The organism is Micromonospora sp. NPDC000316, assembly GCF_042898885.1.
Taxonomy (GTDB): domain Bacteria; phylum Actinomycetota; class Actinomycetes; order Mycobacteriales; family Micromonosporaceae; genus Micromonospora.
In genome coordinates, this window is sequence record NZ_JBIAZG010000001.1 from 528,712 (window position 1) to 551,312 (window position 22,601).

The following is a 22,601-nucleotide window of genomic DNA, read 5'->3' on the forward strand; positions in this document are numbered from 1 at the left end:
CGGCATGGACTTGCCGTTCGTCGCTGCCACGCTGACGCGTCGCGGCCTGCTCACCCCCGGCCGGCCGCTCCGGATCGCCTCGCAGCTCAGCGCGTTACGCACCTGGGGGTGGAGTCTCGCCGGTGAACTACGCCAGGCAGCGGCACGGGACCCCGGCCGTCCGGCGATCATCGACGAGGACGGCGTCGAGCTGACCTATAAGGACCTCCTCGACCGGGCCGAACGAATGGCCCGGTCGATGCGGGCCGGACTCGGCGTACAGGCAGGCGACCGGATCGGTCTGCTCTGCCGCAACCACCACGGGTTCATCGAGACGATCGTGGCGGCCACCCTGCTCGGCGCCGACGCGGTCCTCGTCAACACCGGGCTGTCCGCGTCCCAGTTGGGCACCGTCGCCGAGGAACAGCAGCTACGACTGCTGGTGCACGACGACGAGTTCGCCGAGCGGGTCCTCGCGCTCCCCGCCGAACTGCACCGCCTCGACGAACGCGCCCGCGAAGAACTGGTGGCCGGGGCGCTGCCGGGCGAGTTGCGGCCACCGGAGCGCGACGGCCGGATCATCGTGCTCACCTCCGGCACCACAGGCGCGCCCAAGGGCGCCCGCCGGCGCACACCGAACGGGTTCGGCCCGCTGGTGTCCATAATCGACCGCATCCCGCTGCACGTCCGGGACCGCGTGATGATCGCCGCACCGATCTTCCATACCTGGGGTTTCGCCGCTCTCCAGTTGAGCTTCGCGCTGCGCGCCACAATCGTGCTGCACCGCCGCTTCGACCCGACCGCCACGCTCGCCGCCCTGACGGCGCACAGGTGTGACGCCCTGTTCGCCGTACCCGTGATGATCCAGCGACTGCTGGAGGTGCCCCCACCAGACCCGCGCCCCAAGCTCAAGGCCGTCGCGGTCAGCGGGTCGGCGCTGCCGGGCGGGCTGGCGCCGAAGTTCATGGACGTCTACGGCGACGTCATGTACAACCTGTACGGCTCCACCGAGGTCTCCTGGGCGTCCATCGCCGGCCCGCAGGACCTACGCCACGCCCCCACCTCGGCCGGCCGACCGCCGTACGGCACCCGCGTGCAGATCCTCGACGACGACGGCCAGCCCGTGCCGAACGGGCACGTCGGCCGGATCTTCGTCGGCAACGAGATGCTCTTCGAGGGCTACACCTCCGGTGCCAGCCGGGAGAGCCGGGGCGGCCTGCTCGACACCGGCGACCTCGGCCGGCTCAGCGTCGACGGGCTGCTCTTCGTCGACGGCCGAGCCGACGACATGATCGTCTCTGGTGGCGAGAACGTCTTCCCGTCCGAGGTGGAGGACCTACTCGCCCGACTGCCGCAGGTACGCGAGGCGGCGGTGATCGGGGTGCCCGACCCCGACTACGGCCAACGACTGGCCGCGTTCCTCGCCCTGCACCCCGGCGAGACGCTCGACCCCGACGCAATCCGCGAATATGTCCGGCACTACCTGGCCCGCTTCTCCGTACCCCGGGACGTGGTCTACGTGAAGTACCTGCCCCGCAACGCCACAGGCAAGGTGCTCACGCGGGAGCTGCGCCGCTACGTCAGCTGAGGGTCGAACCGCCCGCCGCCCACGCTCGGTGATCCGGCCGGGGTCAGCCGGGGATCGTGATCCGGCCGTCGACCGCCGCGGCGGCGATGTCGGTGCGGTGCTGCGAGCCGGCCAACTCCACGGTGCCCACAAGCGCGTACGCGGCTTCCCGCGCGGCGGCCAGGTCGGGGCCGGTGGCCGTACCGCAGAGCACCCGGCCCCCGGCGGACAGCAACGCGCCGTCGCTGGCCCGGCGGGCGGTGCCGGCGTGGATGATGCCCGGACGGTCCGCGCCGGTGATCACGTCGCCGGTACGCGGCGCGGCCGGATAGCCCTGCGCGGCGAGCACCACTGTCACGGCCGCGCCGTCCCGCCAGCGCAACGGCGGGTGCTGGGCCAGGGTGCCGGTGGCCGCCGCGTGCAACAGCCCGCCCAGCGGGGTCTCCAGCAGTGCGAGCACCACCTGGGTCTCCGGGTCGCCGAAGCGGGCGTTGAACTCGATCACACGAGGGCCGGCAGCGGTCATCGCCAGCCCCACGTAGAGCAGACCGGAGAACGGAGTGCCCCGACGGCGCATCTCGGCCAGGGTCGGGTGAACCACGTCGCGCATGACGTCGTCCACCAGGCTTGGCGGGGTCCAGGGCAGCGGCGCGTACGCACCCATGCCACCGGTGTTCGGGCCGGTGTCGCCGTCACCGATCCGCTTGAAGTCCTGTGCGGGCAGCAGCGGCAGCGCCGCCTCACCGTCGGTGACCACGAAAAGGCTGACCTCCGGGCCGTCGAGGAACTCCTCGACCACCACACGGCCACACTCGGCGGCATGCGCCAACGCGGCGGCCCGATCGTCGGTGACCACCACGCCCTTGCCGGCGGCGAGCCCGTTGTCCTTCACCACGTACGGTGCGCCGAACTCGTCGAGCGCGCGTGCGGTGCTCTCCTCGTCCGTGCAGACGTACGCCCGCGCGGTAGGCACTCCAGCGGCGGTCATCACGTCCTTGGCGAACGCCTTCGACCCTTCGAGCTGGGCAGCCTCACCCGACGGGCCGAACACGGCGATGCCCTTGGCCCGTACGGCGTCGGCGACCCCGGCGACCAACGGCGCCTCCGGCCCGATCACCACCAGGTCAGCGGCAGTCTCCACGGCCAGCGCCGCCACGGCTGCCGGATCGGACGCGTTCACGGACCGCAACTCGGCAACCGAGGCGATCCCGGGATTACCCGGTGCCGCAATCAGCGCGGAAACAGCCGCATCGCCAGCCAACCCAAGCGCAAGCGCATGCTCCCGCCCGCCACCACCCACCAAGAGAACCCGCACAACCCGAGATCCTACTGCCCCCACCCTGCCCCTCCCGTTGAAGGCCGGTGATCAAGAGATTTGCGTCAGCGCGCGGCTGGATTTTGACGCAAACCTCTTGATCACCGGGGCTGGTGCCGGTTCGCGCTTATCGCTTGGCGGACGGTGTGCGGGATGTAATCCGGCGCCAGGGTGTCCCGCCAGGTGAAGCGGAGGATGGTCCAGCCGGCGTTGACCAGGCGGTTCTGGCGACGGCGATCGGCGTACGCCGCCTCTGGCGTGCCGTGGGCATCGCGCCCGTCCGCTTCCGCGATCACCCTCGGACCACGCCAACCCAGATCACCAATGCCGAGCAGATACCCGTCGTCGTCGCGTACCTCTAACTGGAGAGCGTCCGGAGGCACCCTGCCATCGACGCAGCGCAACCGGGTGCGAGTTTCCAGCGGTGACTGGGCCCGACCGTCGGCCTCGGCAATGTGGGACCGCGCTGCGACCGCCCCGCGCCGTCCCTGAATCAGGCCCGGGATCAGAGCGAGTTGCGCTGGGGTGAGGTGGTTCAGGTTCAACGCCGAGTCGAGGACCGAAACGGCCGGATAGCGATCGACTCGAAGGATGACGTCGGCGACGGCACGAAGCGCAGAGGTCGTGCGAACACCCGCGACCTCGTCGACGTCGCCAGGACCGAGGGTCAGCTGATGGACGATCAGCCATGGCGCCAGAGCGCGTTGAGGCCGGGGCCGATCAACCGGCACCGAGACGTGCACCTGCGGGCTTCGGCGCAAACCCGCGATACCGCGCAGTTCGAGAGCGGTATCGAGCACAGCAAAGGCACCAGGGCCAAGACTGTGCACCGCAGCCCGAATGCGAGCCCGCCGCAGTGTCGAGTCGCTCAGCCCCGCGTCCGGAACGAAGCACCCACGCAGCAGACGCTGCCAACTACCGGACCGGTGCAATTGTCGAACCTGATCCCTGGTCAGGCCGACACGCAGCGCCTGCGCCAGAGTGATCATCCCGTCCTGGCGGGCTGCAAGGTCGCGGAGAAGCTGGTGAGGTCCCACCACCACACCCTGCCCATCCCCCAGGACCCCCATAAGGCCCTGTGGACAACCAACCCACCCCTGTGGAAAACCTCGCCCTCATCCCGGTGATCAAGACATTTCCGTCAGGACTTCACCCGAATCTGACGCAAACTTCTTGATCACCGGGGCAACCGGGGGCGGGACGGGAGGGCACCCCGGGGGCAGGGCGGGAGCGGGGTTAGGGGAGGAGGGGGTGGATTACTACGTTTTCTTCTCGGCCTGGGCCTACGCCTACGACGCTGACTCTGGTGTTGCAGAGTTCCTCTACGCGGGCGATGTAGCGGCGGGCGTTCTCCGGGAGGTCTTCGGCGGTGCGGGCCTTGGTGATGTCCTCCCACCACCCGTCCAGCTCCTCATACACCGGGGTGGCGTGGTGGAAGTCCGTCTGGCTCATCGGCATGTCGTCGACCCGGACGCCGTTGATCTCGTAGCCGACGCAGATCGGCACCTTGGGCAGCCCGGTGAGCACGTCCAGCTTGGTGATGACCAGGTCGGTGACGCCGTTGAGGCGGCACGCATACCGGGCCACGACAGCGTCGAACCACCCGCACCGGCGCTCCCGCCCAGTGGTCGTGCCGTACTCCGCGCCGATCTTGCGCAGGTGCGCTCCGTTGGCGTCGAACAGCTCGGTCGGGAACGGCCCGGCACCGACCCGGGTCGTGTACGCCTTGCTCACCGCGATCACCTTGTTGATCGCGGTCGGCGGGATGCCAGCGCCCACGCAGGCGCCACCGGCGGTCGGGTTGGACGAGGTCACGAAGGGGTACGTGCCGTGGTCCATGTCGAGCATGGTGGCCTGCGCGCCCTCCAGCAGCACCGTCTCGCCCCGGTCCAGGGCGTCCCAGAGCATCGCCCGGGTCTCCGCGATGTACGGCTTGAGCCGCTCCGCGTACTCCAGGTACTCCTCGACTGTCGCCTCAAGGTCGATCGCCTTGCGGTTGTAGACCTTGAACAGGATCTGGTTCTTCTCGCGCAGGGCGAGTTCCAGCTTCTTGCGCAGGATGCCCGGGTCGAGCAGGTCCTGGAGCCGGATGCCGATCCGGGCGACCTTGTCGCCGTACGCCGGGCCGATGCCCCGCCCGGTGGTGCCGATCCGGGACGAGCCGAGGTAGCGCTCGATGACCCGGTCCAGCGCCCGGTGGTGCGGCATGATCAGGTGCGCGTCACCGGAGATCCGCAGTCGGGAGACGTCGACGCCACGCTCGGCCAGGCCGTCGATCTCGGCGAGCAGCACCTTGGGGTCGACCACCACACCGTTGCCGATGACGATCATCGCGCTCGGCGAGAGCGCACCGGACGGCATCAGGTGCAACGCGTACTTCTGGCCGTCCGGGGTGATCACCGTGTGGCCCGCGTTGTTGCCACCGGAGTAGCGCACGACGTAGTCGACCCGCTCACCGAGCAGGTCGGTAACCTTGCCCTTGCCCTCGTCGCCCCACTGAGCGCCGAGGAGCACGATCGCTGGCATCTTTTCCGCCTCCAGAAGGCTCGGGTGCCAGGTGGCGACCGGTTGGCGAGCCCGGGGTGTCAGGTTAACAAGTAGTGACGGCGTGGCCGGCAGGGGTCGCGCCGAGAGTCAGGAGGCCCTCCGTGTACGACGTGGTGCTGCTCACCCTCGCTTCGGAGCGGGACGCTCCCGGGGGCTGCGGCAGCGGCGGAGCCTGCTGCGGCGGCGCGACCGAAACAGACACCAAGCCGCCGACCGAGACGGCCACCAACCCGCCTACCGGGACCGACACCAACCCGCCGACCGACACGGCCGCCCCGACGCCGACCAAGGCCGGTGGCGACGCCGACGGGTGCGTCACCGATCGGCCCCGAGTGCCGGTGCTGGCCTGCGCGGACGCGCTTACCGCCCGGGGCGCCCGGGTGCAGATGGTCACCGCCCACTCGGACGCCGAGATCGACGCCGTGCTGGCCCAGCTCGACGGTCCGGCCCGCCCCGACGGCCTCACCTGGCCGGATTCGGACGGCAAGACCCGGCTGGTCATCGCCACGGCGAGCGACGGGCAGTTGCGCGCCGTGCTGCGCCGGCTGGTCCGGCGGTACGCGCCACCGCCGAGCCGCCGCCCGGCGGACCTGCCCGGCGACCGGACCCTGCCGGATCTGCCGCCCGTTGCCGTACTCCCGCTCGACCCTGCGCGCGGTGGCACCCACCGTGACCTGGCCGCGCAGCTCGGGCTGCCGCGCGACCCGGCGGCCGTGGCCGCCGCCGTGCTGGACGGCACGCCGCGCCGCCTGGACCTGCTGCGCAACGACGGCGGCTCGGTGACCCTGGACGGTGCCCTGCTGGGCGCCGCCGACGACGCGGGCCGCCCGCTGCACTGGCGGGCCCGTGTGGAGGTGGACGACGCCATCCTCGCCGACGGCGACGAACCGCTGCTGGCCTGCGCGATCGGCAACGCCGGCGGGTACGCGTCGCTCGACGACGTGACGTTGCTGTCCGCGCCGGACCCGGCCGACGGCCAGGTCGAGGTCGCGGTGGCCGTCCCGGTGGTCGTCCGCTCGGCGTTGGGGCGCAAGCGAGTACGCCTGGAGGTTCGGCGCGCTCGTGGACGGGCCGTGTCGGTGCTGCCGAGGGAGGGAAAGGTGCCCTACCTCGACGACGGTGTCGAGGGCGAGCTGACCCGTAAGCGTTCCTGGTGGATCGAGCCGGGCGCCTGGGCGGTCTGGGTGAGCTGACCCCGGCTGCGTTGTCCGGCCCTCGTCGATCGATGGGCCTATCCTCGCAGGAGGACTGGGGAGGAACCGTAATGGACAAGAACGCCGACCGGGCCCAGGTGCCCGGCCAGCAGCCGGTGCCGGAGCGGGACATCGAACCACTCTGGCCCCCGGAGCCGGCCGACCGGGGCGCGGCTGACGTGGTGCCACCGTGGGCGGCGGTCGCCGAGAATCGGGGCGGCCCGTCGGCGGTGTCGCCGTCGACCGTTTCACCGCCGGTGGCCGCGCCACCGACCGGCCGCCCGCCGATCCCCGGGCAGCCGGGGGCAACGCCCCTGCCTCCGCCGTCGCCGTCGGACTATCCGTCGCTGAGCGGCCCGGTGCCGCCGCCGACCGGCTGGGGAGCCACCGGCCCGTCCGGCGCAGGGTCGGGCTGGGCTCCGGCGCAGCCGAGCTGGCCGCCGGCCGACCCGCCGGCACCGCCGGCTGCGTCGACGCCGCCAGCGCCGTCGACACCAGCCGCACCGTCGACAGCGGCCGCGCCGTCGGCACCGCCAACGCCGTCGACGCCGGCCGCTTCGTCGACGCCGCCGGCGCAGCCCGGCGAGCCGGGTCCCGTCCCCAACCCGCCGATCACGCCGGGCAGCGTCGACCTGGACCTGCCGTTCTCGCTGGACCACCCGCCGGCAACCGCAGCGCCCACCGATCGCCCGATCGCCGATGGCCCGACCACCGATCGCCAGACCACCGCACGGGAACCAGAGCCCGGTCCCGCAGCGGGCGGCCCCACAGCCGCCGGGCCGACGACACCCACGGCAGACGGTCCGGGGGCTCAGGGCGAACCAGTGTCGGTAAGCGCCGGCGAGAACGGTGCCGCGGTCGGTACGGCCCGGCCGACCACCGAGTCACCATGGGCGTATCCGCCGCAGCGGCCGGCCGGTTCACCTCCGTCGGCCCACGACCAGGCCGCCGCCGCGACACCCCCGGTCCCCGTCCCGCCCGTCCCGCAGCCGCCGCAGGTCGCTGGCCCGGCCGCCGGGGCGGGGCAGACGTACGCCGGTCAGACCTACTCGGGTCAGGCGTACACGCCGACGATCCCCGGCCAGACGCCGGTCCCGCCCCCACCGGATCCGCAGCAGGGCGGTGTGGTGGCCTCGCCGCCGGGGCCGTTCCCGCCGTCACCGGGCTGGTATCCGCCGCCCTGGCAGCAGGGCGCGGCCGGGGCTCCACCGGCGCCGCCGCAGGCGTACCAGGAGACCGATCCGGTGGCCCGGGTGCCGGCCGCCGGCTACCAGGACGCCGCCTGGACACCGGAGACCACTGCGGCGCCGACCGCCGAGGATTTCGCCAGGCGGCGGCAGGTGCGGCCCGCCGATCCGGTGGCGACCATGGGTGTACGCGCGGTGGTCAACAAGATCGGGCTGGTCCGGCTCTCGCCGGGGCGGCACGAGCAGGAGCTCAAGCGGGACATCGAGATGGTGCGCCGCAACTTCGGTGGGCTGCGGCAGGTGACGGTGGTCAACCCGAAGGGCGGCGCCGGCAAGACTGTGGCCATCCTGCTGCTCGCCATGACGTTCGGTCAGAAGCGCGGCGGCTATGTGTTGGCCTGGGACAACAACGAGACCCAGGGCACCCTCGGGATGCGGGCCCAGCAGGATTTCCACTCCCGCACGGTGCGCGACATGCTGCGTGACCTCGGGCAGTTCCAGGGCGCACACGGGCGGGTCGGTGACCTGTCGCAGTACGTCCGCTCGCAGGGCGAGGGGATGTTCGACGTGCTCGCGTCGGACGAGTCGGCCACCGGCGGTGAGATGCTCACGGCTGCCGCGTTCGCCGAGATCCGCGAGGTGGTCAGCCGGTTCTACAAGTTGATCTTCGTGGACACCGGGAACAACGTCCGGGCGCAGAACTGGCAGGCCTCGATGGACGCCACCGACCAGCTCGTGGTCACCATGTCCGCCCGTAACGACTCGGCCGAGACCGCCGCCCGGATGCTCGACCACCTGGAGCAGAGCGGCCGGCAGCGGCTGGTCCGGCAGGCGGTGACTGTCGTGTCGATGCCGCCGTCGCGCAAGGAGATCGACCTGCCGGCCATCCAGGAACACTTCGCGGCGCGGACCCGGGCGGTGCTGCTGGCCCCGTACGAGCGGCTCATCGACAGCGGCGAGCCGATCCGCTACGGCGGGCTCTCCTCGGCCACCCGGGACGCCTGGCTGAAGATCGCCGCTGCGGTCGCCGAAGGGTTGTAGCCCACCGAAGGCCGGCCCGGCGCCGGGCCGGCCTTCGGTCGGGTATCAGTTGCTGGCCAGCGCGTCGGCCGCCGCCGGGTCGCAGTCGCGCAGGAACTGGGCGCAGCGGGCCGCCTCGTCGGCCTCGCCGATCTCGTCGGCGGCCCGGGACAGCACGTACAGGCAGCGGAGGAAGCCCCGGTTGGGCTCGTGCGACCACGGCACCGGCCCGTGGCCCTTCCAGCCACTACGGCGCAGTTGGTCCAGGCCGCGGTGGTAGCCGGTGCGGGCGTACGCGTACCCCGTCACCACCTGGCCGTTCGCGTACGCCCGCGCCGCCAGCTCAGCCCAGGCCGCGCTGTAGGTCGGGAATCGGGCCGCCACCTCGGCGAACGCCTCGTCGGTGCCGGCCTCCTCGGCGGCGGCTAGGGCGGCGTCGGCCTCGTCGTCCGCCGGCAGGAGTGTGGCCGGTGGCTCTGGCAAAAGGTTCTGCATCGCCCCATTCAACCCGCTGAGCGGGGCGACGCGCGAGCGGGTCGGCTGACGTGTTCCGCTGAACGGCTGAGGATTTGGTCACGCCTGCGGCCTATGCCGCCGCCAGGTGTTTTCCATTACAACTAATGGTCCGGAGCCTCCCCAGGACCCGGTTATGCAGGAGCCCGATGGCCACCACCATCGGGCTCCTGTCGGTTCACCCCCGCCCGGGGGTTTTACCGACTCCGGCAACGGGGCAGGATGGCCGGGTGCCGACCCCACCTCCCGCGGACGTCATCGAGCCGCACCTGCACGCCGGCGAGATCCAGACCCGGGACGAGTTCGACCGACAGCTGACCACCGGCCGCCTGACCGGGCTGACCGTGCAGGGGCTGCGCCTCGACCTCGACCCGGCACCCGACCTGACAGGCATCGAGGTCGCCGGCACCCTCTTCGTCGGCTGCCGGTTCGCCTCCCGGGACGTCGGCGCCGACCTGGTCCGGCGCGGCGCGAACGTGGTGCCGCCGTTCTCCGGGCTGCCGTACCCGACCCAGCCGACGCACCTCTACACCCCTGAGGAGTTGGCCGCCGGGTTCGCCGAGGGCGGCTTCGCCGGGATGTACGACACCCGGGTGTACGACCACTACCGGGCGCACGGCGGCGCGCTGCCGGACGTGAAGGAGGCGCTCGGTCAGCGCCTGCACGACCACGGCGTGGACAACGCCCTCGCCGACGCCACCCGTGCCTGGCTGGCCGGGCACGGGCCGCAGTCGGTCGTGGGCATCATGGGCGGGCACGCGGTACGACGCGGCAGCCCCGCGTACCGGATGGCGGCAGTGCTGGGTTGGGAGCTGGCCCGGGCCGACCGGCTGGTGGTGACCGGCGGCGGCCCCGGCGTGATGGAGGCGGCGAACCTCGGCGCGTACCTCGCGGACCAGCCGGCGGCGGACCTGACGGGGGCGATCGACCTGCTGGCCACCGCGCCCGACTTCACCGACCACGAGCGGTACACGGCTGTGGCGTTGGCGGTGCGGCAGCGGTACGCGGGCGTGCCACGGCAGCGTGGCGGCGACGCCGGCTGGGCGCGGGCGGGTGGGCTGGCCATCCCCACCTGGCTGTACGGGCACGAGCCGGCGAACCTGTTCGCCGGGCGGATCGCCAAGTACTTCTCCAACGCGATCCGGGAGGACACCATCCTGCGGCTCGCTCGGGGCGGCATCGTCTTCGCCCCGGGTCGGGCGGGCACCGTGCAGGAGGTGTTCCAGGCGGCCACCAAGACCTACTACGGCACCGACGGGGCGAGCGGCGCGTACGTCTTCCTGGACCGCGACTACTGGACGCGGGAGCTGCCGGTGGAGGCGTTGTTGCGCCCGCTGCTGACCGCCTCCCCGTTCGGCGATCTGTCGTCGACGATCCACCTCACCGACGACGTGCACGAGGCCGTACGACTGTTGACGACCTGACGGCGACGGCCGGCTCCCCGAGGGAGAGCCGGCCGTCGGTGGGACGTCGTTACTTGGACATCGTGGTGCCGGTGGAGCGCAGGTGCTCGCACGCCTCGACGACGCGGGCGGCCAGGCCAGCCTCGGCGGCCTTGCCCCAGGCGCGCGGGTCGTACTGCTTCTTGTTGCCGACCTCGCCGTCGATCTTCAGCACGCCGTCGTAGTTGCGGAGCATGTGGTCCGCGACGGGCCGGGTGAAGGCGTACTGGGTGTCGGTGTCGATGTTCATCTTCACCACGCCGTAGTCCAGCGCCTCACGGATCTCGCTCAGCAGGGAGCCCGAGCCGCCGTGGAAGACCAGGCTGAGCGGCTTGTCCTTGCCGTACTTCGCACCGACGGCGTCCTGGATCTGCTTGAGGATCTCCGGGCGCAGCTTGACGTTGCCCGGCTTGTAGACGCCGTGCACGTTGCCGAAGGTCAGCGCCGCCATGTAGCGGCCCTTCTCGCCGAGGCCGAGCGCCTCGACCATGGCCAGGCCGTCCTCGGTGGTGGTGTAGAGCTTGTCGTTGATGGCGTTCTCGACGCCGTCCTCCTCGCCACCGACGACACCGACTTCGATCTCAAGGACGATCTTGCCCTTGGCGGCCTCGTCGAGGAGCTGGGCGGCGATCTGCAGGTTCTCGGCGACCGGCACGGCCGACCCGTCCCACATGTGCGACTGGAACAGCGGCTGCTCGCCGCGCTTCACCCGCTCCTGCGAGAGGGCCATCAGCGGACGGACGAACCCGTCCAGCTTGTCCTTCGGGCAGTGGTCGGTGTGCAGCGCGATGTTCACCGAGTACTTCTTGGCCACCTCGTGCGCGTACGCCGCGAACGCCACCGCGCCGGTGACCATGTCCTTGATCGAGGGACCGGACAGGTATTCGGCGCCACCTGTGGAGACCTGGATGATGCCGTCGCTCTCCGCGTCGGCGAAGCCCTTCAGCGCCGCGTTCAGCGTCTGGGAGGAGGTCACGTTGATCGCGGGGTACGCGTACCGGCCAGCCTTGGCGCGGTCCAACATCTCCGCGTAAGCCTCGGGGGAAGCGATGGGCATGTCAAACGCTCCTTACTAACCACTCTCGGCCGTGCTGGCCGCCGTTGTTCATTTGTGCGCCGGACCGCGCTGTCCTCCGCCCGGCAGTATCCCGTAGACGAGGTGCGCGGGGCCAATCGCCCCAGGGCTAGCCGTTCACCGCTCACCCACACTGTCCGGGACGATGACGCTTATCAGCCAGGTGACCACTGTCATCACGATCGCTCCCCAGAACGCCGCCCAGAAACCGTCCACGTGGAACGGCAGGTCGAGCCCGCGGGCGATCCGGTCGGTGAGCAGGAAGAGCAGCGCGTTGACCACGAGCGCGAACAGGCCAAGGGTCAGCAGGTAGAACACACAGCCGACGACCTTGATCACCGGCTTGAGCACCGCGTTGATCACACCGAAGATGAGCGCCACCACGATCAGCGTCAGCACCGTGTTGCTGCCTGAGCGGCCGTGCACGTCGACCCCGGGCACGATGAGCGTGGTTATCCACAGCGCGATCGCGGTGATCACCAGCCGGATGAGGAAGCCCACCGCCCCATCCTGGCATCGGGTCGCACCAGAACGGGGTGATTCGGCCGACTCGGCTTCCGCGCGCCGCGCCGGCACAGCCCGTACGGTGGTGGGAACCGTGCCCCGAGATCCCGGGAGGGAGCAGCATGGGTCAGCCCGAGGAGGACTTCGTGCCCGGCGACCACCTCGCCGCGGATGAACGCGACCCCGAGGCGGAGCCGGCCGACGCCGTCGAGCAGGCGGCAGTGGTCGACCCCGCCGACATCGACTCCGAGCCGCACCGCGGCCTGGAGGTCGACGACTGGGACGCCATGGAGCAGGCCCGGGTGGTCACCGGCGACGAGGACGACTACCGCTGATCGCGTCGGAGGGCGGGCTTACCGGCCGCCGGCCCCAACGGCCGGGAAAGGGCCGACGAACGTCGCGGGAACGCCTGCCAACGTTTGTGGTGCACTTCGGCGCTGGGTGGTGATCGGGGCAGCGGCGGACCTTAGGACGTTCTTAAGCTCCACAGGCTGCACCGAATCCCCAACTGGAGGATCTCCTTCATGCTCACCCACTCCACCCGGCGCTGGCTCGCCGGGCTGGGCGTCGCAGGCGCGCTCGTGGCCACCTCCGCCAGCCCCGCCGTCGCCGCCGCCGAGGAGGCGCCCGTCAAACTGGGCGTCTACTTCTCCGATACCACTGTCGCCGCAAAATCACCGGGCAAGGTCGACTCGCCGTTGCTGTCCGCCTCCAGGTCCGTCGTCGTCCAAGGGCTCACCGTCCAGTACGACTTCCGTGATCTCGACGGAATTCTCGAGGTCACACCCGAGAATCCGGGTTTCGATTGCGAGCCACGCCAGTCGGGCATCCTGGTCTGCGCCACCCCCTTCGAAACCGACCTCTACGAGTGGGCCTACGGCGGCTTCTTCAACGTGGTCCTGGCACCGACCGCGAAGGCCGCGGACGGGGACGCCGGTGACCTCAAGGTCACTGTCAGCGCCAAGGGAATCGCTCCGGCCAGCCACACCGCAAAGGTGCGGATCGGCGAAGGCGTCGACCTGGCTGCCCCGAGCGAGGAGACCACCGTGTCGACCGCGCCAGGGGGCAGGATCAGCGCGCCGCTCACGCTGCGCAACGCCGGTAACACCGACGTGAAGGGCGCGGTCGCGGTCTTCGACCTGGACTACTCGATCCGCCCCGACAAGCAGTACAGCAACTGCACCTACCAGGATGGTCGCCTGCGGACCTGCAGCTTCTCCGCGACGATCGCCGGCGAGGAGACGTGGTCGGCGTCGCTGCCCTACCTGCTCGGCAAGGACACCTACGCGCCGGGCAGGGAGTACGGCTACTACAACTGGATGACCGTCGCCGAGTTCGAGGATTACAGCGCCTACCTCCGGGCGCGGGGCGTCTCGGCGGGGCAGCCCGGCAAGGGTCCCGTTCTCACTCTTTCGGGACCGACCAATGCGACGGCGCGCGGGTTCCAGGCCGACACCGACCCCACGAACAACGGGTCCGGGATGACGATCCAGGTCAACGGCAAGAACGGCACCGACCTGGTAGCGGTCGGCGGCAAGCTGGTCGGCAGGGCGGGCGACGTGGTCGTGGCCACCCTCGGAGTTCGTAACGACGGCCCGGCCGCGCTCGACTTCGGTCGCTCGGGCACGCCGGTCACGAAGGTCGACGTCGCCGTTCCGGCGGGCACCACCGCTGTCAAGGTGCCCGACGTCTGCTCGCCCCTCAACGGCGACACGCAGGACCGGGCGAACGCCGGTAAGCCGGGGCACAAGCTCTATCGCTGTTACCCGGACATCTTCATCGGCGTCGGCGAGGAGCAGACGGTCGACATCAGTCTGCGGATCGACAAGGTGATCGAGAACGCGACGGGCACCGTGACCATCAACGCCAAGTGCGAGTGCGATGGCTTCACCGAGGACCTGAAGCCAGCAAACGACGTGGCCAAGATCCTGGTGAACGCGACCGAGGGTGGCGCTAACGGTGGCGGTAACGGCGGTGGTCAGGGCGGTGACGACGGCGGCGCGCTGCCGATCACCGGTCAGTCCACCGGCCTGATCGCCGGCCTCGGCGCCCTGCTGCTCGCCGCTGGCCTCGGCGGCTTCCTGGTGGCGAAGCGCCGCCGGACCCGCTTCGTGGCCTGACCCGTCCCACTCGACAGGTGCCCCGCCGACCACTGAGGTCGGCGGGGCACCGTCGTTGTGGCAGCGAATGCGCCGGCGACGAGGACGACCACCGCGGATCCCGCCGGAGGGCGGGCCGCCCGTTGCGGCAGACGTGCTCAACCGTTCGGGTCAATAGACAGGTAACGATCACATTGAGGAAGCGGAGGGGCCGGCGCTGTCACTACGTTGACCGGGCGCCACCTGAATCCCCCCAGGAGGATCCCCCATGCCCAAGCATTCGACCCGCTGGCTGGCCGGGCTCGGCGTCGCAGGCGCGTTGGTCGCCGCGTCCGCCACCCCCGCCATCGCCGCGGCGTCCGCGATCGAGCCCTACTTCCAGGACGCCACCCTGGCTGTCGGCTCGGCACCCACCACCCGCAACCTGTTCCTGTACTCCGACGAGCCGACGGTTCTCGCCGACGTCTCCGTGCGGTACGACTACCGCTCCCTCGCCGACACGATCACCATTGCTCCCGCCAACGGCCAGCAGTGCGCCGTTCCAGAGCCGGGCGTTCTCGTCTGCACGGAGCCCAGCGACGTCGTCCTGCACGAGATGGTGCCGCCCGGCAGCGGCGTCTATCGCAACGCGACGAAGCAGGTGCGCGTCGCCGCTACCGGAGATGCTCAGCTCGGCGACTCGGGGGACGTCGCCGTGAGCTTCGAGGCAGCCGGCGAGCGGCGGGGCAGCTACACCGCCCGCGTACGCGTCGGCGAGGGGGTCGACCTGGCGGGCGGGCCGTTCACCACGCACTCATCCAGGCCGGGCGGGAAGATCACGGTGCCGCTGACGATGGCGAACGTCGGCGACAACACCGTAAAGGGTTTCGCCGCGGTCTTCGACCTCGCCTACTCGATCCGGACCAAGGACCGTTTCAGCAACTGCCTCTACTCCGACGACCACCTCCTCTCCTGTCAGTTCGACGAGGAGATCCCGGTCGGCGAGGGCCTCGCCACCACGCTGGACCTCGAACTCGCCGAGGACACCTACGCCCCGTCCAACCAGTCCGGCTATGCCCAGTTCATGACAACTGCCGACTTCGAGGACCTGACCCGTGTGCGGGAAGCCGCCGGCGCCCGCGCGGCAATGCGCGGCAGCGGCCCGAAGCTGACACTTGCCGAGGCTCCCAGCGGGATGCGGCAGGCCGACCAGACCGACGTCGGCCCGGGTTACGACTACACCGGGTGGACCATCAAGAGCACCGGCACGAACGGCACCGACCTCGCGGCGATCGGCGACACGCTCAAGGGCAGGGCCGGCGAGGTCGTCACGGCGACCGTCGGCTTCCAGAACAACGGCCCGGCGACGCTCGACAAGGTAAACGAGGACTACGAGGCCGCCACCCACATGGACGTCGAACTGCCGCCGGGCACCTCCGCCGTCGAGGTCCCGGATCACTGCACCTTGCGACAGGGCACCCGAACGTACCTGTGCGGCTCGGAGATGCTGCTGGTTGCCGGCAAGACCTACACCATGGAGTTCCGGCTGCGCATCGACGAGGTCATCTCCAACGCCCGGGGCGCGGTGCGGGTCAACGCGCCGTGCGAATGCCCCGGTGGCGGCAGCTTCGCCGACGACATCAAGCCAGCCAACGACAGGGCACTGATCGTGGTAAACGCGGTCACGGGCGGCGGCGCGGATGGCGGCAGCGGTGGCGGTGGCGGTGACGGTGGTTCGCTGCCCATCACCGGCTCCTCCACCGGCCTGATCGCCGGCCTCGGCGCGCTGCTGCTCGCCGTCGGCGTGGGCGGCTACCTGGCGGCCAAGCGTCGCGGGACCCGGTTCGTCGCCTGACCCATCCCGCCTGACCGGCGACCCCTCGTCCGTCACCCGGTGCGGTTGACCTGCTCCGGGTGCTGCGCCACCCACTGCGCCAACCGATCCTCGCGCAGCGCGGCGAGGAACGCCGGACCTTGCTTCGGGTCCAGCGGAAGCCGCGTCATGGCGTCCGTCGCAGGGCCGACCGGGAGGCTGAGCCCCACGGGGTCGACGCTGTCGAGTTTGGGAAGCACCGCAGCCAGCCTGACCAGTGACAGGCCGTCGTCGTCGACCGTCAGATCCTTACCGGCGGCCGACAGCAGCGCGGCGAGCCTGACCGGGTTGCTCAGCACGTCCTGCGCAACCGCCCGCTGGATCAACCCGGCGACATAGCGCTGGGCGTTCCGGTCCCTGTCGAGCGCACCGGCGGGCAGGTGCCGCCGTTGCCGCAGCAGGTCGACGGAGGCAGCTCCGTCCAACCGCTGACAGCCAGCCGGAAAGGTCCGGCGGGTGTGCCCGGACCGGACCTCACTCGGTAGGCAGACCTCCACCCCGTCCACGGCCTCGGTGATCCGGTGCAGCCCCGCGAAGGTCAGCACCGCGCCAGCGTCGACGCGTACCCCGGTCAGGTCGGCGACCACCCGGCGGGTCAGGTCGTAGCCGGCGTCCATGTCGGGCCGGGGCTCGCCGGCACCGTCGAAGAACGCCGTGTTGAGCTTGTCGGTCCCCCGACCGGGGACCGACACCTCCAGGTCGCGCGGCAACGAGATGAGGTACGGCCGGCTCCGGTCGGCCGGGATGTGCACCAGCATGATCGAGTCCGCCAACCGGAGCGGCGGGTCCTCGTCGACGCCGTCCACGCCGACCAACAGGATGTTCAGCGACTGGGCCGGCGAGTCAGTCGGTTGGCCGGACAGCAGCGATTCCTCTGCCGGCCGATCGGGACGCAGTTGCGGCACGCCGACTCCGAGCGCCGCGAGCAGGGCGAGCGTGACGCCCGCCGCCTGGAACCGCTGCCGGCGGCGGCGACGGGTGGCGGCCAGCCGGTCGATCGAGGCGCGCAGCGGGCCGGTCGGTGGGGTCAGCGGCTCGTGCCGGGCGAAGACGGCACGCAGGTCATCCTCGATCATGTTCACGCCTCCACGTACTCGGCCCGGAGCGTCGCCAGGGCCCGGGAGATGGACGAACGTACGGTCCCGACGGCGCAGCCGAGGATGTCGGCGATCTCGGCGTCGGGCAGGTCCTCGTAGTAGCGCAGCACCAGGGTGGCCCGCTGCCGGCGCGGCAGCCGGGACAACCAGGACCAGATCTGGTCCCGGTCGACGGCGGACTGGGCGTGGTCGGTGGCCACCGGCACCGTCGGTTCGGACTCCCCGAGCAACAGCACGCGGCGTACCCAGGAGCCCCGTCGCCAGTCGACGTACTGGTTGGTGAGCATCCGGCGCACGTAACGCTCCGGGGAGTCCGCTCGGGCGACCCGACGCCAGTTGAGCTGGACCCGGACCATGGTCTCCTGCACCAGATCCTGCGCCTGGTGCGGATCGCCTGTGAGCATCACCGCGTACCGCAGTAGCGGGGCCAGCCGCGTGTCCGCGAACTCCTCGTACGTCACTGCACCTCCCGGGGCTTCCTGCCTCAAATGACGGGAGCGGACGGGCCGATTGTTGCGGTGACGGCGAAATCGTTAGGTGTGCTTCATCGATGCGCGGCGTCAGTCAGCAACAGCCGCCGTACCGGCGCCTTCCCAGTCGGTGGACGGCTCGGGGTCGCCACGACTGTGACGTCGCGCACCGGGCGGATCGGACGGCCACCTAGACTACGGTCGTGCGGTCGCCACGCGCGACTCCACCGCACCCCACCCGGTACACAAATCGGAGGTCACCTCGTGTCGACGCCCATCACGACCCTGGCCCTGGGCCCGGACTGGCTCGATCCGGAGGTGTTGATCTCGTCATTCGGGCTGCTCGGCATTCTGGTCATCGTCTTCGCCGAGTCCGGTCTGCTGATCGGCTTTTTCCTGCCGGGCGACTCGTTGCTCTTCACGGCCGGCCTGCTGACCGCCGATGGGAAGTACATCACCTACCCACTCTGGCTGGTCTGCCTGCTGATCACTCTCGCGGCGATCGCCGGGGATCAGGTGGGATACGCATTCGGCCGCAAGGTGGGCCCGGCGTTGTTCCGCCGTCCGAACTCCCGGCTGTTCAAGCAGGAGAACGTCATCAAGGCGCACGACTTCTTCGAGAAGTACGGGGCGCGCTCCATCGTGCTTGCCCGCTTCGTGCCGATCGTGCGGACGTTCACGCCGATCGTGGCAGGCGTCAGCCGGATGAACTACCGCACATTCGTCACCTACAACGTCATCGGTGGTGTGCTCTGGGGCACCGGCGTGACGGTGCTCGGCTATTTCCTCGGCCAGCTCGCGTTCGTCAAGGCGAACATCGAGCTGATTCTGATCGCTATCGTGGCGATCTCGGTGGTGCCGATCGCGATCGAGTTGCTTAGGGCTCGCATGGCGGCCAAGCGCGGCACGACAGCAGCGGAACGCGCTGCGGCCGAGGAGGCCATCAAGGAGACCCGCGAGAACTACGGCAAGTACTGACCTGCCGTGAGCGGCCCGGCCGGCCGTCCGGTGCTTTCCCCGGTGGAGGATTGCACCGGACGATCGGTACGGGTCAGCGCGCCTTCTTGGTGGCCCGCTTACGCGGCGGGGTCAGCAGATCGGCGATCGTCGCGATCGCACTCGGGACCAGCCGGTAGTACGCCCAGACACCGCGCTTCTCCCGCTCCAGCAAGCCGGCCTCGGTGAGGATACGCAGGTGGTGACTGACGGTCGGCTGAGAGAGGCCAAGCGGCGCCGTCAGGTCACAGACGCACGCCTCGCCCTCGGGGGCCGACTGGATCAGGCTGAGCAGCCGCAACCGAGCAGGGTCGGCAAGGGCCTTGAGGACCCCGGCGAGACGCTCGGCATCGGCACGTTCGATCGGCTCGCCGTTGAGCGGCGAGATCTGAGGCATTGTCATTTCGGCCAACGCAGTTCCCACGTATTCCATCCTTCCACCAGCAGCATCGATCCGCCTGCATATCAGCAGATCCGAATCGGCAAACTTTTACGCCACAAGGCCGAGGTCAGCCAACGTATAGGCCGCCTTGTACGGCAATCCGGCGGCTCGCACCGCGTCGCCGGCGCCTCGATCAACAATAACCGCCACGCCCACGACCTCGGCTCCGGCCTCGCGAAGCGCCTCGACGGCGGTCAAAACACTTCCGCCCGTTGTGGACGTATCCTCCACCGCCAACACTCGGCGGCCGGCCACCTCCGGTCCCTCGATCCGTCGCTGCAGACCGTGGGCCTTGCCCGCCTTGCGCACCACAAAGGCGTCCAGGGCCCGACCGGCCGGAGCGGCGGCGTGCAGCATCGAGAGCGCGACAGGGTCCGCGCCCAGGGTGAGCCCACCGACTGCCTCGTACTCCCAGTCGGCGGTGAGGTCGAGCAGCACCCGGCCGACCAATGGAGCGGCCTGGTGATGGAGCGTGACACGACGCAGATCGACGTACCAGTCTGCCTCGCGCCCCGATGAGAGCACGACCCGTCCGTGGACAACAGCCAGGTCGGCAATGAATTTACGCAGGTCGTCGTGGTCCCCCATGGCGATAGAGGTTACTGCGCAAGTCTGAGCGCCGTGGCCGGGGTCCACCCTGATCAGGGCGCTGGGGGACCGATGGCTGGCAATGTTCGACTACGCTCAGCAACTGGCCCACTGGCGGGATGACAACGTGAGACTTCGGCGCTGTCGGTGCGGCCGGGGCCAGTGACTCAGTGCTCGTCGCGACCGATGCGGCCGCGGGTGTCCCGGGCGACCACTTGCAGGAGCCGGTGCGGCGCGTGCCGCAGACCCGCGACAGCGAGCTTGTACTTCCACGACGGAACGCTCACCAACTTGCCTTTCCGCAGGTCACGTAGGGCTTCGTCGACGACATCCTCGGCTCGCAGCCACATCCAGCTCGGGGTCTTCGACATGTTGATGCCGGCCCGCTGATGAAACTCGGTGCGGGTGTAGCCGGGGCAGAGGGCCATCACCCGGACGTCGAACGACCGCGCCGCCTGCCCGACGGACTCGCTGAAATTGGTGACCCACGCCTTGCTGGCCGAGTAGGTCGACCCGGGCATCACCGCGCCGAACCCCGCAACGGAAGAGACATTTATCACTGCCCCGTCCCGCCTTTTGGTCATCGGACCCAGCGCAGCGAGCGTCAACCGCATGACCGCGTGCACGTTGAGCCGCAGCAGGCGGGCCTCGTCCTCCGCTGTGGAGCGCAGGAACGACTGGTTCAGACCTATGCCCGCGTTGTTGACAAGCAGGTGCACGGGGCTTCCGACGGTGAGCCGCTGCTCGACGATGGCGCAGCCGTCATCGGTGGACAGGTCCACCGAGAGCGTCTCCACCTCGCGGCCGTGCTCGGCCTTCAACTCCGCGGCCAGCTCGGTGAGTCGCGCCTCGTCGCGGGCGACAAGCACCAGGTGCCAGCCGTCGCCCGCCAGCCGCCGGACGAATGCCGCGCCGATGCCGGCGGTGGCACCTGTGACCAGGGCCCGCCGCTCAGCGGTCGTGGGATCGAGCGTCACGGGAGGTCCTCATCTGGGCGGGTACGGGGGCGCGGGCTGGTGCGGGGCGGGCGGGAACCCGTGTGGCGCGGACGGCCCGGTTGGTGCGGCGAGGCGGCGGCGACCGAACCAGGCGTTCGCCGCCGGCAGGGCCAGAAGCGTTGCTACCACAAGGTAACCGAGCCCCTGCCCCACCGAAAGCCCTCCGTTGAGCGGGATCCACCACGACGGGTACGCGTCCCCGATCAGGCCAAGCAACTCGGCGGTGACCCGCTCGTCGGTGCCCAGCCGCAGCGGCGCGGAGCGCTCACCGATGAGGACCGCCGCGCTGCAACAGCCGGCGAGCAGGCCGAGCCCACAAACCACCCAGGTGGCTACGCGGGCACCGGAGCGACCGGCCAGCAGCCCGAGGGCGAGGGCCGCGAGCACCGGGGCGGAGAGCGCGGCCACCACCGCCGACAGCACCGCCGACGCGCGCAGCAGGGTCACCACGTCGCCGATCTGCTGCGGGTTCGCCGAGGTGTCGCCGGCCGCGCGGCGGAACGCGTCGACCGTCCGGCCCAGCACCGCCAGGTCCGCGACGGCGTACGCGAGTGCGGCGACCGCCATCACCAGCAGCACGGCCGTGGCCAGCACGACCACGGCGGGCCGGCGGAACGGCGCCGATTCGGGGTACGACACGACGAATCCCTCCGGTAGGCGTCGGGTTGCAACCTACTCGGAGGGATCGTCGGCGTCGTGCTTATCTGTCGGTCAACTCGTCGACGGCGGGGTCGACCCGGGACGGTCGGCCGGCGGCGTGTCGTCCGGCCGGTCCGAGCCCGACGGGCCGGACGAGCTGGACGGCGGCGGCGTGCCCGGCTGGTCCGAGCTGGGCGCCTGGCCCGGCGTCGACGGATAGCCCGGCTCACCGGTCGACGGGTAACCGGGTGCCTGCGGATAGCCCGGCTGGCCAGGCGTCTGCGGATAGCCCGGCTGACCAGGAGCCTGTGGATAGCCCGGCTGACCGGACGCCTGCGGGTAACCCGGCTGACCGGACGCCTGCGGGTAACCCGGCTGGCCGGACGCCTGCGGGTAACCCGGCTGGCCGGACGCCTGCGGGTAACCCGGGTAGCTGGTGCCCGGGGTCGGCGGCTCCCAGGTCGTGGAGGCCTTACGGAAGAACTCGTTGGCCTTCGGCAGCGCCAGCAGGATCAGCGCCGCGAGCAGTGCGAGCAGGCTGATCACGCCGAGCAGCACACTGACCGGCGTGATCCAGGAGGGCAGAGCCTCGTCCAGGCGTCGCTGGATCTCGTCACCAGTCGGCATGTCGCCGCCGGCGTCGCCGGTGGTGGTGAAGCTGCCGGCCGCACCGGTGAGCAGGGTGCCGCCCACGCAGCACACCATGATGCCGCCGACGATCCAGGTGGTGATCCGGGCACCGTTGCGGCCCTGGTTGTTGAAGATGGCCAGGACGCCCAGGGCGACCGCGATCAGGAGCACGATGATGCTGCTGCCGAGGCCGAAGGCGTAGAAGAAGCCCGCCACCTGGTCGGCACCCTCGGTGGAACTGTCCGCGTACGCCTCGCGGAGCACGTCGCGTGTCTTGCCGATGGTGGCGAGGGTGAGGATGAGACTGATCACCTGGCACGCCACGAACAGGAAAAGCAGATAGCTGGAAATCGTCACGACTGACGGCCGCTGGCGGGCCGGCGTGCTGGGGGAATCGACCACGATTCTCCTTCCCTAAGATCGCGCCCACACCGTATCGACAACGAGC

The 22,601-nt window shown here is 70.5% G+C and carries 21 protein-coding genes; 8 read left to right on the forward strand and 13 right to left on the reverse strand.

Going from position 1 to position 22,601, the window contains the following annotated elements:
* Positions 1-4: 4 nt before the first annotated feature.
* Positions 5-1,567 (forward strand): AMP-binding protein, encoded by a 1,563-nt coding sequence (locus tag ACFY2Q_RS02485; RefSeq protein WP_387126803.1) that lies wholly within the window; start codon positions 5-7, stop codon positions 1,565-1,567.
* A 43-nt stretch (positions 1,568-1,610) separates the two neighbouring features.
* Here ACFY2Q_RS02485 and purD read toward each other — a convergent pair whose 3' ends face one another.
* The 3 genes from purD to ACFY2Q_RS02500 all read right to left on the reverse strand — a co-directional run bounded on the left by purD (position 1,611) and on the right by ACFY2Q_RS02500 (position 5,387).
* Positions 1,611-2,861, reverse strand: coding sequence for a phosphoribosylamine--glycine ligase (gene purD / locus ACFY2Q_RS02490; protein ID WP_387126805.1), 1,251 nt, complete (start codon positions 2,859-2,861; stop codon positions 1,611-1,613).
* Positions 2,862-2,962: 101 nt separating this feature from the next.
* Entirely contained in the window at positions 2,963-3,898 is a 936-nt protein-coding gene (locus ACFY2Q_RS02495) for a type IV toxin-antitoxin system AbiEi family antitoxin domain-containing protein (RefSeq protein ID WP_387126807.1), read from the reverse strand.
* Positions 3,899-4,097: 199 nt separating this feature from the next.
* Complete coding sequence (locus ACFY2Q_RS02500; RefSeq protein WP_387126809.1) at positions 4,098-5,387, reverse strand: adenylosuccinate synthase; 1,290 nt, start codon at positions 5,385-5,387, stop codon at positions 4,098-4,100.
* A 122-nt stretch (positions 5,388-5,509) separates the two neighbouring features.
* On the opposite strand from ACFY2Q_RS02500, the gene ACFY2Q_RS02505 reads away from it, so the two are divergent.
* Entirely contained in the window at positions 5,510-6,601 is a 1,092-nt protein-coding gene (locus ACFY2Q_RS02505; RefSeq protein WP_387126811.1) for a diacylglycerol kinase family protein, read from the forward strand.
* A gap of 71 nt (positions 6,602-6,672) precedes the next feature.
* On the forward strand, positions 6,673-8,829 hold the full coding sequence (locus ACFY2Q_RS02510) for a chromosome partitioning protein (RefSeq protein ID WP_387126813.1): 2,157 nt from the start codon (positions 6,673-6,675) through the stop codon (positions 8,827-8,829).
* Between the two features lie 45 nt (positions 8,830-8,874).
* Here ACFY2Q_RS02510 and ACFY2Q_RS02515 read toward each other — a convergent pair whose 3' ends face one another.
* Positions 8,875-9,303, reverse strand: coding sequence for a DUF3151 domain-containing protein (locus tag ACFY2Q_RS02515; protein ID WP_387126815.1), 429 nt, complete (start codon positions 9,301-9,303; stop codon positions 8,875-8,877).
* 248 nt (positions 9,304-9,551) lie between these two features.
* Between ACFY2Q_RS02515 and ACFY2Q_RS02520 the strand changes: the two genes are divergently transcribed.
* Complete coding sequence (locus ACFY2Q_RS02520) at positions 9,552-10,745, forward strand: LOG family protein (protein WP_387126817.1); 1,194 nt, start codon at positions 9,552-9,554, stop codon at positions 10,743-10,745.
* A 49-nt stretch (positions 10,746-10,794) separates the two neighbouring features.
* Here the strand turns inward: ACFY2Q_RS02520 and fbaA are convergent, their stop codons facing one another.
* Both fbaA and ACFY2Q_RS02530 read right to left on the reverse strand, forming a co-directional pair.
* Positions 10,795-11,820 (reverse strand): class II fructose-bisphosphate aldolase, encoded by a 1,026-nt coding sequence (gene fbaA / locus ACFY2Q_RS02525; protein ID WP_387126819.1) that lies wholly within the window; start codon positions 11,818-11,820, stop codon positions 10,795-10,797.
* A gap of 135 nt (positions 11,821-11,955) precedes the next feature.
* Complete coding sequence (locus ACFY2Q_RS02530) at positions 11,956-12,339, reverse strand: phage holin family protein (protein WP_387126822.1); 384 nt, start codon at positions 12,337-12,339, stop codon at positions 11,956-11,958.
* A gap of 125 nt (positions 12,340-12,464) precedes the next feature.
* On the opposite strand from ACFY2Q_RS02530, the gene ACFY2Q_RS02535 reads away from it, so the two are divergent.
* The 3 genes from ACFY2Q_RS02535 (at position 12,465) to ACFY2Q_RS02545 (ending at position 16,275) form a co-directional block, all read left to right on the forward strand.
* Positions 12,465-12,677, forward strand: coding sequence for a hypothetical protein (locus tag ACFY2Q_RS02535; RefSeq protein WP_387126824.1), 213 nt, complete (start codon positions 12,465-12,467; stop codon positions 12,675-12,677).
* Positions 12,678-12,866: 189 nt separating this feature from the next.
* Positions 12,867-14,462, forward strand: coding sequence for an LPXTG cell wall anchor domain-containing protein (locus ACFY2Q_RS02540; RefSeq protein WP_387126826.1), 1,596 nt, complete (start codon positions 12,867-12,869; stop codon positions 14,460-14,462).
* Between the two features lie 247 nt (positions 14,463-14,709).
* On the forward strand, positions 14,710-16,275 hold the full coding sequence (locus ACFY2Q_RS02545; RefSeq protein ID WP_387126828.1) for an LPXTG cell wall anchor domain-containing protein: 1,566 nt from the start codon (positions 14,710-14,712) through the stop codon (positions 16,273-16,275).
* Positions 16,276-16,307: 32 nt separating this feature from the next.
* Here ACFY2Q_RS02545 and ACFY2Q_RS02550 read toward each other — a convergent pair whose 3' ends face one another.
* Both ACFY2Q_RS02550 and ACFY2Q_RS02555 read right to left on the reverse strand, forming a co-directional pair.
* Positions 16,308-17,369: an LCP family protein gene (locus tag ACFY2Q_RS02550; RefSeq protein ID WP_387126830.1), complete on the reverse strand. Its 1,062-nt coding sequence runs from the start codon at positions 17,367-17,369 to the stop codon at positions 16,308-16,310.
* Positions 17,370-17,371: 2 nt separating this feature from the next.
* Positions 17,372-17,851 carry a SigE family RNA polymerase sigma factor gene (locus tag ACFY2Q_RS02555; RefSeq protein WP_387126832.1) on the reverse strand — a complete coding sequence of 160 codons (480 nt, stop codon included), beginning with the start codon at positions 17,849-17,851 and terminating at the stop codon, positions 17,372-17,374.
* A 273-nt stretch (positions 17,852-18,124) separates the two neighbouring features.
* On the opposite strand from ACFY2Q_RS02555, the gene ACFY2Q_RS02560 reads away from it, so the two are divergent.
* Positions 18,125-18,838, forward strand: a complete 714-nt coding sequence (locus ACFY2Q_RS02560) for a DedA family protein (RefSeq protein WP_387126834.1) — start codon at positions 18,125-18,127, stop codon at positions 18,836-18,838.
* 73 nt (positions 18,839-18,911) lie between these two features.
* Here the strand turns inward: ACFY2Q_RS02560 and ACFY2Q_RS02565 are convergent, their stop codons facing one another.
* From ACFY2Q_RS02565 to ACFY2Q_RS02585, 5 genes are all read right to left on the reverse strand, one after another.
* Positions 18,912-19,289: a metalloregulator ArsR/SmtB family transcription factor gene (locus tag ACFY2Q_RS02565; RefSeq protein WP_357003511.1), complete on the reverse strand. Its 378-nt coding sequence runs from the start codon at positions 19,287-19,289 to the stop codon at positions 18,912-18,914.
* 57 nt (positions 19,290-19,346) lie between these two features.
* Positions 19,347-19,886, reverse strand: coding sequence for an orotate phosphoribosyltransferase (gene pyrE, locus ACFY2Q_RS02570; protein ID WP_357003509.1), 540 nt, complete (start codon positions 19,884-19,886; stop codon positions 19,347-19,349).
* Positions 19,887-20,053: 167 nt separating this feature from the next.
* Positions 20,054-20,863 carry an SDR family NAD(P)-dependent oxidoreductase gene (locus ACFY2Q_RS02575; RefSeq protein WP_387126837.1) on the reverse strand — a complete coding sequence of 270 codons (810 nt, stop codon included), beginning with the start codon at positions 20,861-20,863 and terminating at the stop codon, positions 20,054-20,056.
* A 9-nt stretch (positions 20,864-20,872) separates the two neighbouring features.
* Positions 20,873-21,523, reverse strand: a complete 651-nt coding sequence (locus ACFY2Q_RS02580; protein WP_387126839.1) for a hypothetical protein — start codon at positions 21,521-21,523, stop codon at positions 20,873-20,875.
* A gap of 72 nt (positions 21,524-21,595) precedes the next feature.
* The gene (locus tag ACFY2Q_RS02585; protein ID WP_387126841.1) at positions 21,596-22,555 is read right to left on the reverse strand and encodes a hypothetical protein; all 960 of its coding nucleotides are present in this window, start codon (positions 22,553-22,555) and stop codon (positions 21,596-21,598) included.
* Positions 22,556-22,601: the final 46 nt, after the last annotated feature.

Bases quoted from the DNA above. Each gene is read 5' to 3' on its own strand.
- ACFY2Q_RS02510 (WP_387126813.1), top strand. From the start codon at position 6,673: ATGGACAAGAACGCCGACCGGGCCCAGGTGCCCGGCCAGCAGCCGGTG.
- ACFY2Q_RS02540 (WP_387126826.1), top strand. From the start codon at position 12,867: ATGCTCACCCACTCCACCCGGCGCTGGCTCGCCGGGCTGGGCGTCGCA.
- ACFY2Q_RS02550 (WP_387126830.1), bottom strand. From the start codon at position 17,369: ATGATCGAGGATGACCTGCGTGCCGTCTTCGCCCGGCACGAGCCGCTG.
- ACFY2Q_RS02500 (WP_387126809.1), bottom strand. From the start codon at position 5,387: ATGCCAGCGATCGTGCTCCTCGGCGCTCAGTGGGGCGACGAGGGCAAG.
- ACFY2Q_RS02565 (WP_357003511.1), bottom strand. From the start codon at position 19,289: ATGGAATACGTGGGAACTGCGTTGGCCGAAATGACAATGCCTCAGATC.
- ACFY2Q_RS02515 (WP_387126815.1), bottom strand. From the start codon at position 9,303: ATGCAGAACCTTTTGCCAGAGCCACCGGCCACACTCCTGCCGGCGGAC.
- ACFY2Q_RS02485 (WP_387126803.1), top strand. From the start codon at position 5: ATGGACTTGCCGTTCGTCGCTGCCACGCTGACGCGTCGCGGCCTGCTC.
- pyrE (WP_357003509.1), bottom strand. From the start codon at position 19,886: ATGGGGGACCACGACGACCTGCGTAAATTCATTGCCGACCTGGCTGTT.
- ACFY2Q_RS02545 (WP_387126828.1), top strand. From the start codon at position 14,710: ATGCCCAAGCATTCGACCCGCTGGCTGGCCGGGCTCGGCGTCGCAGGC.
- fbaA (WP_387126819.1), bottom strand. From the start codon at position 11,820: ATGCCCATCGCTTCCCCCGAGGCTTACGCGGAGATGTTGGACCGCGCC.
- ACFY2Q_RS02535 (WP_387126824.1), top strand. From the start codon at position 12,465: ATGGGTCAGCCCGAGGAGGACTTCGTGCCCGGCGACCACCTCGCCGCG.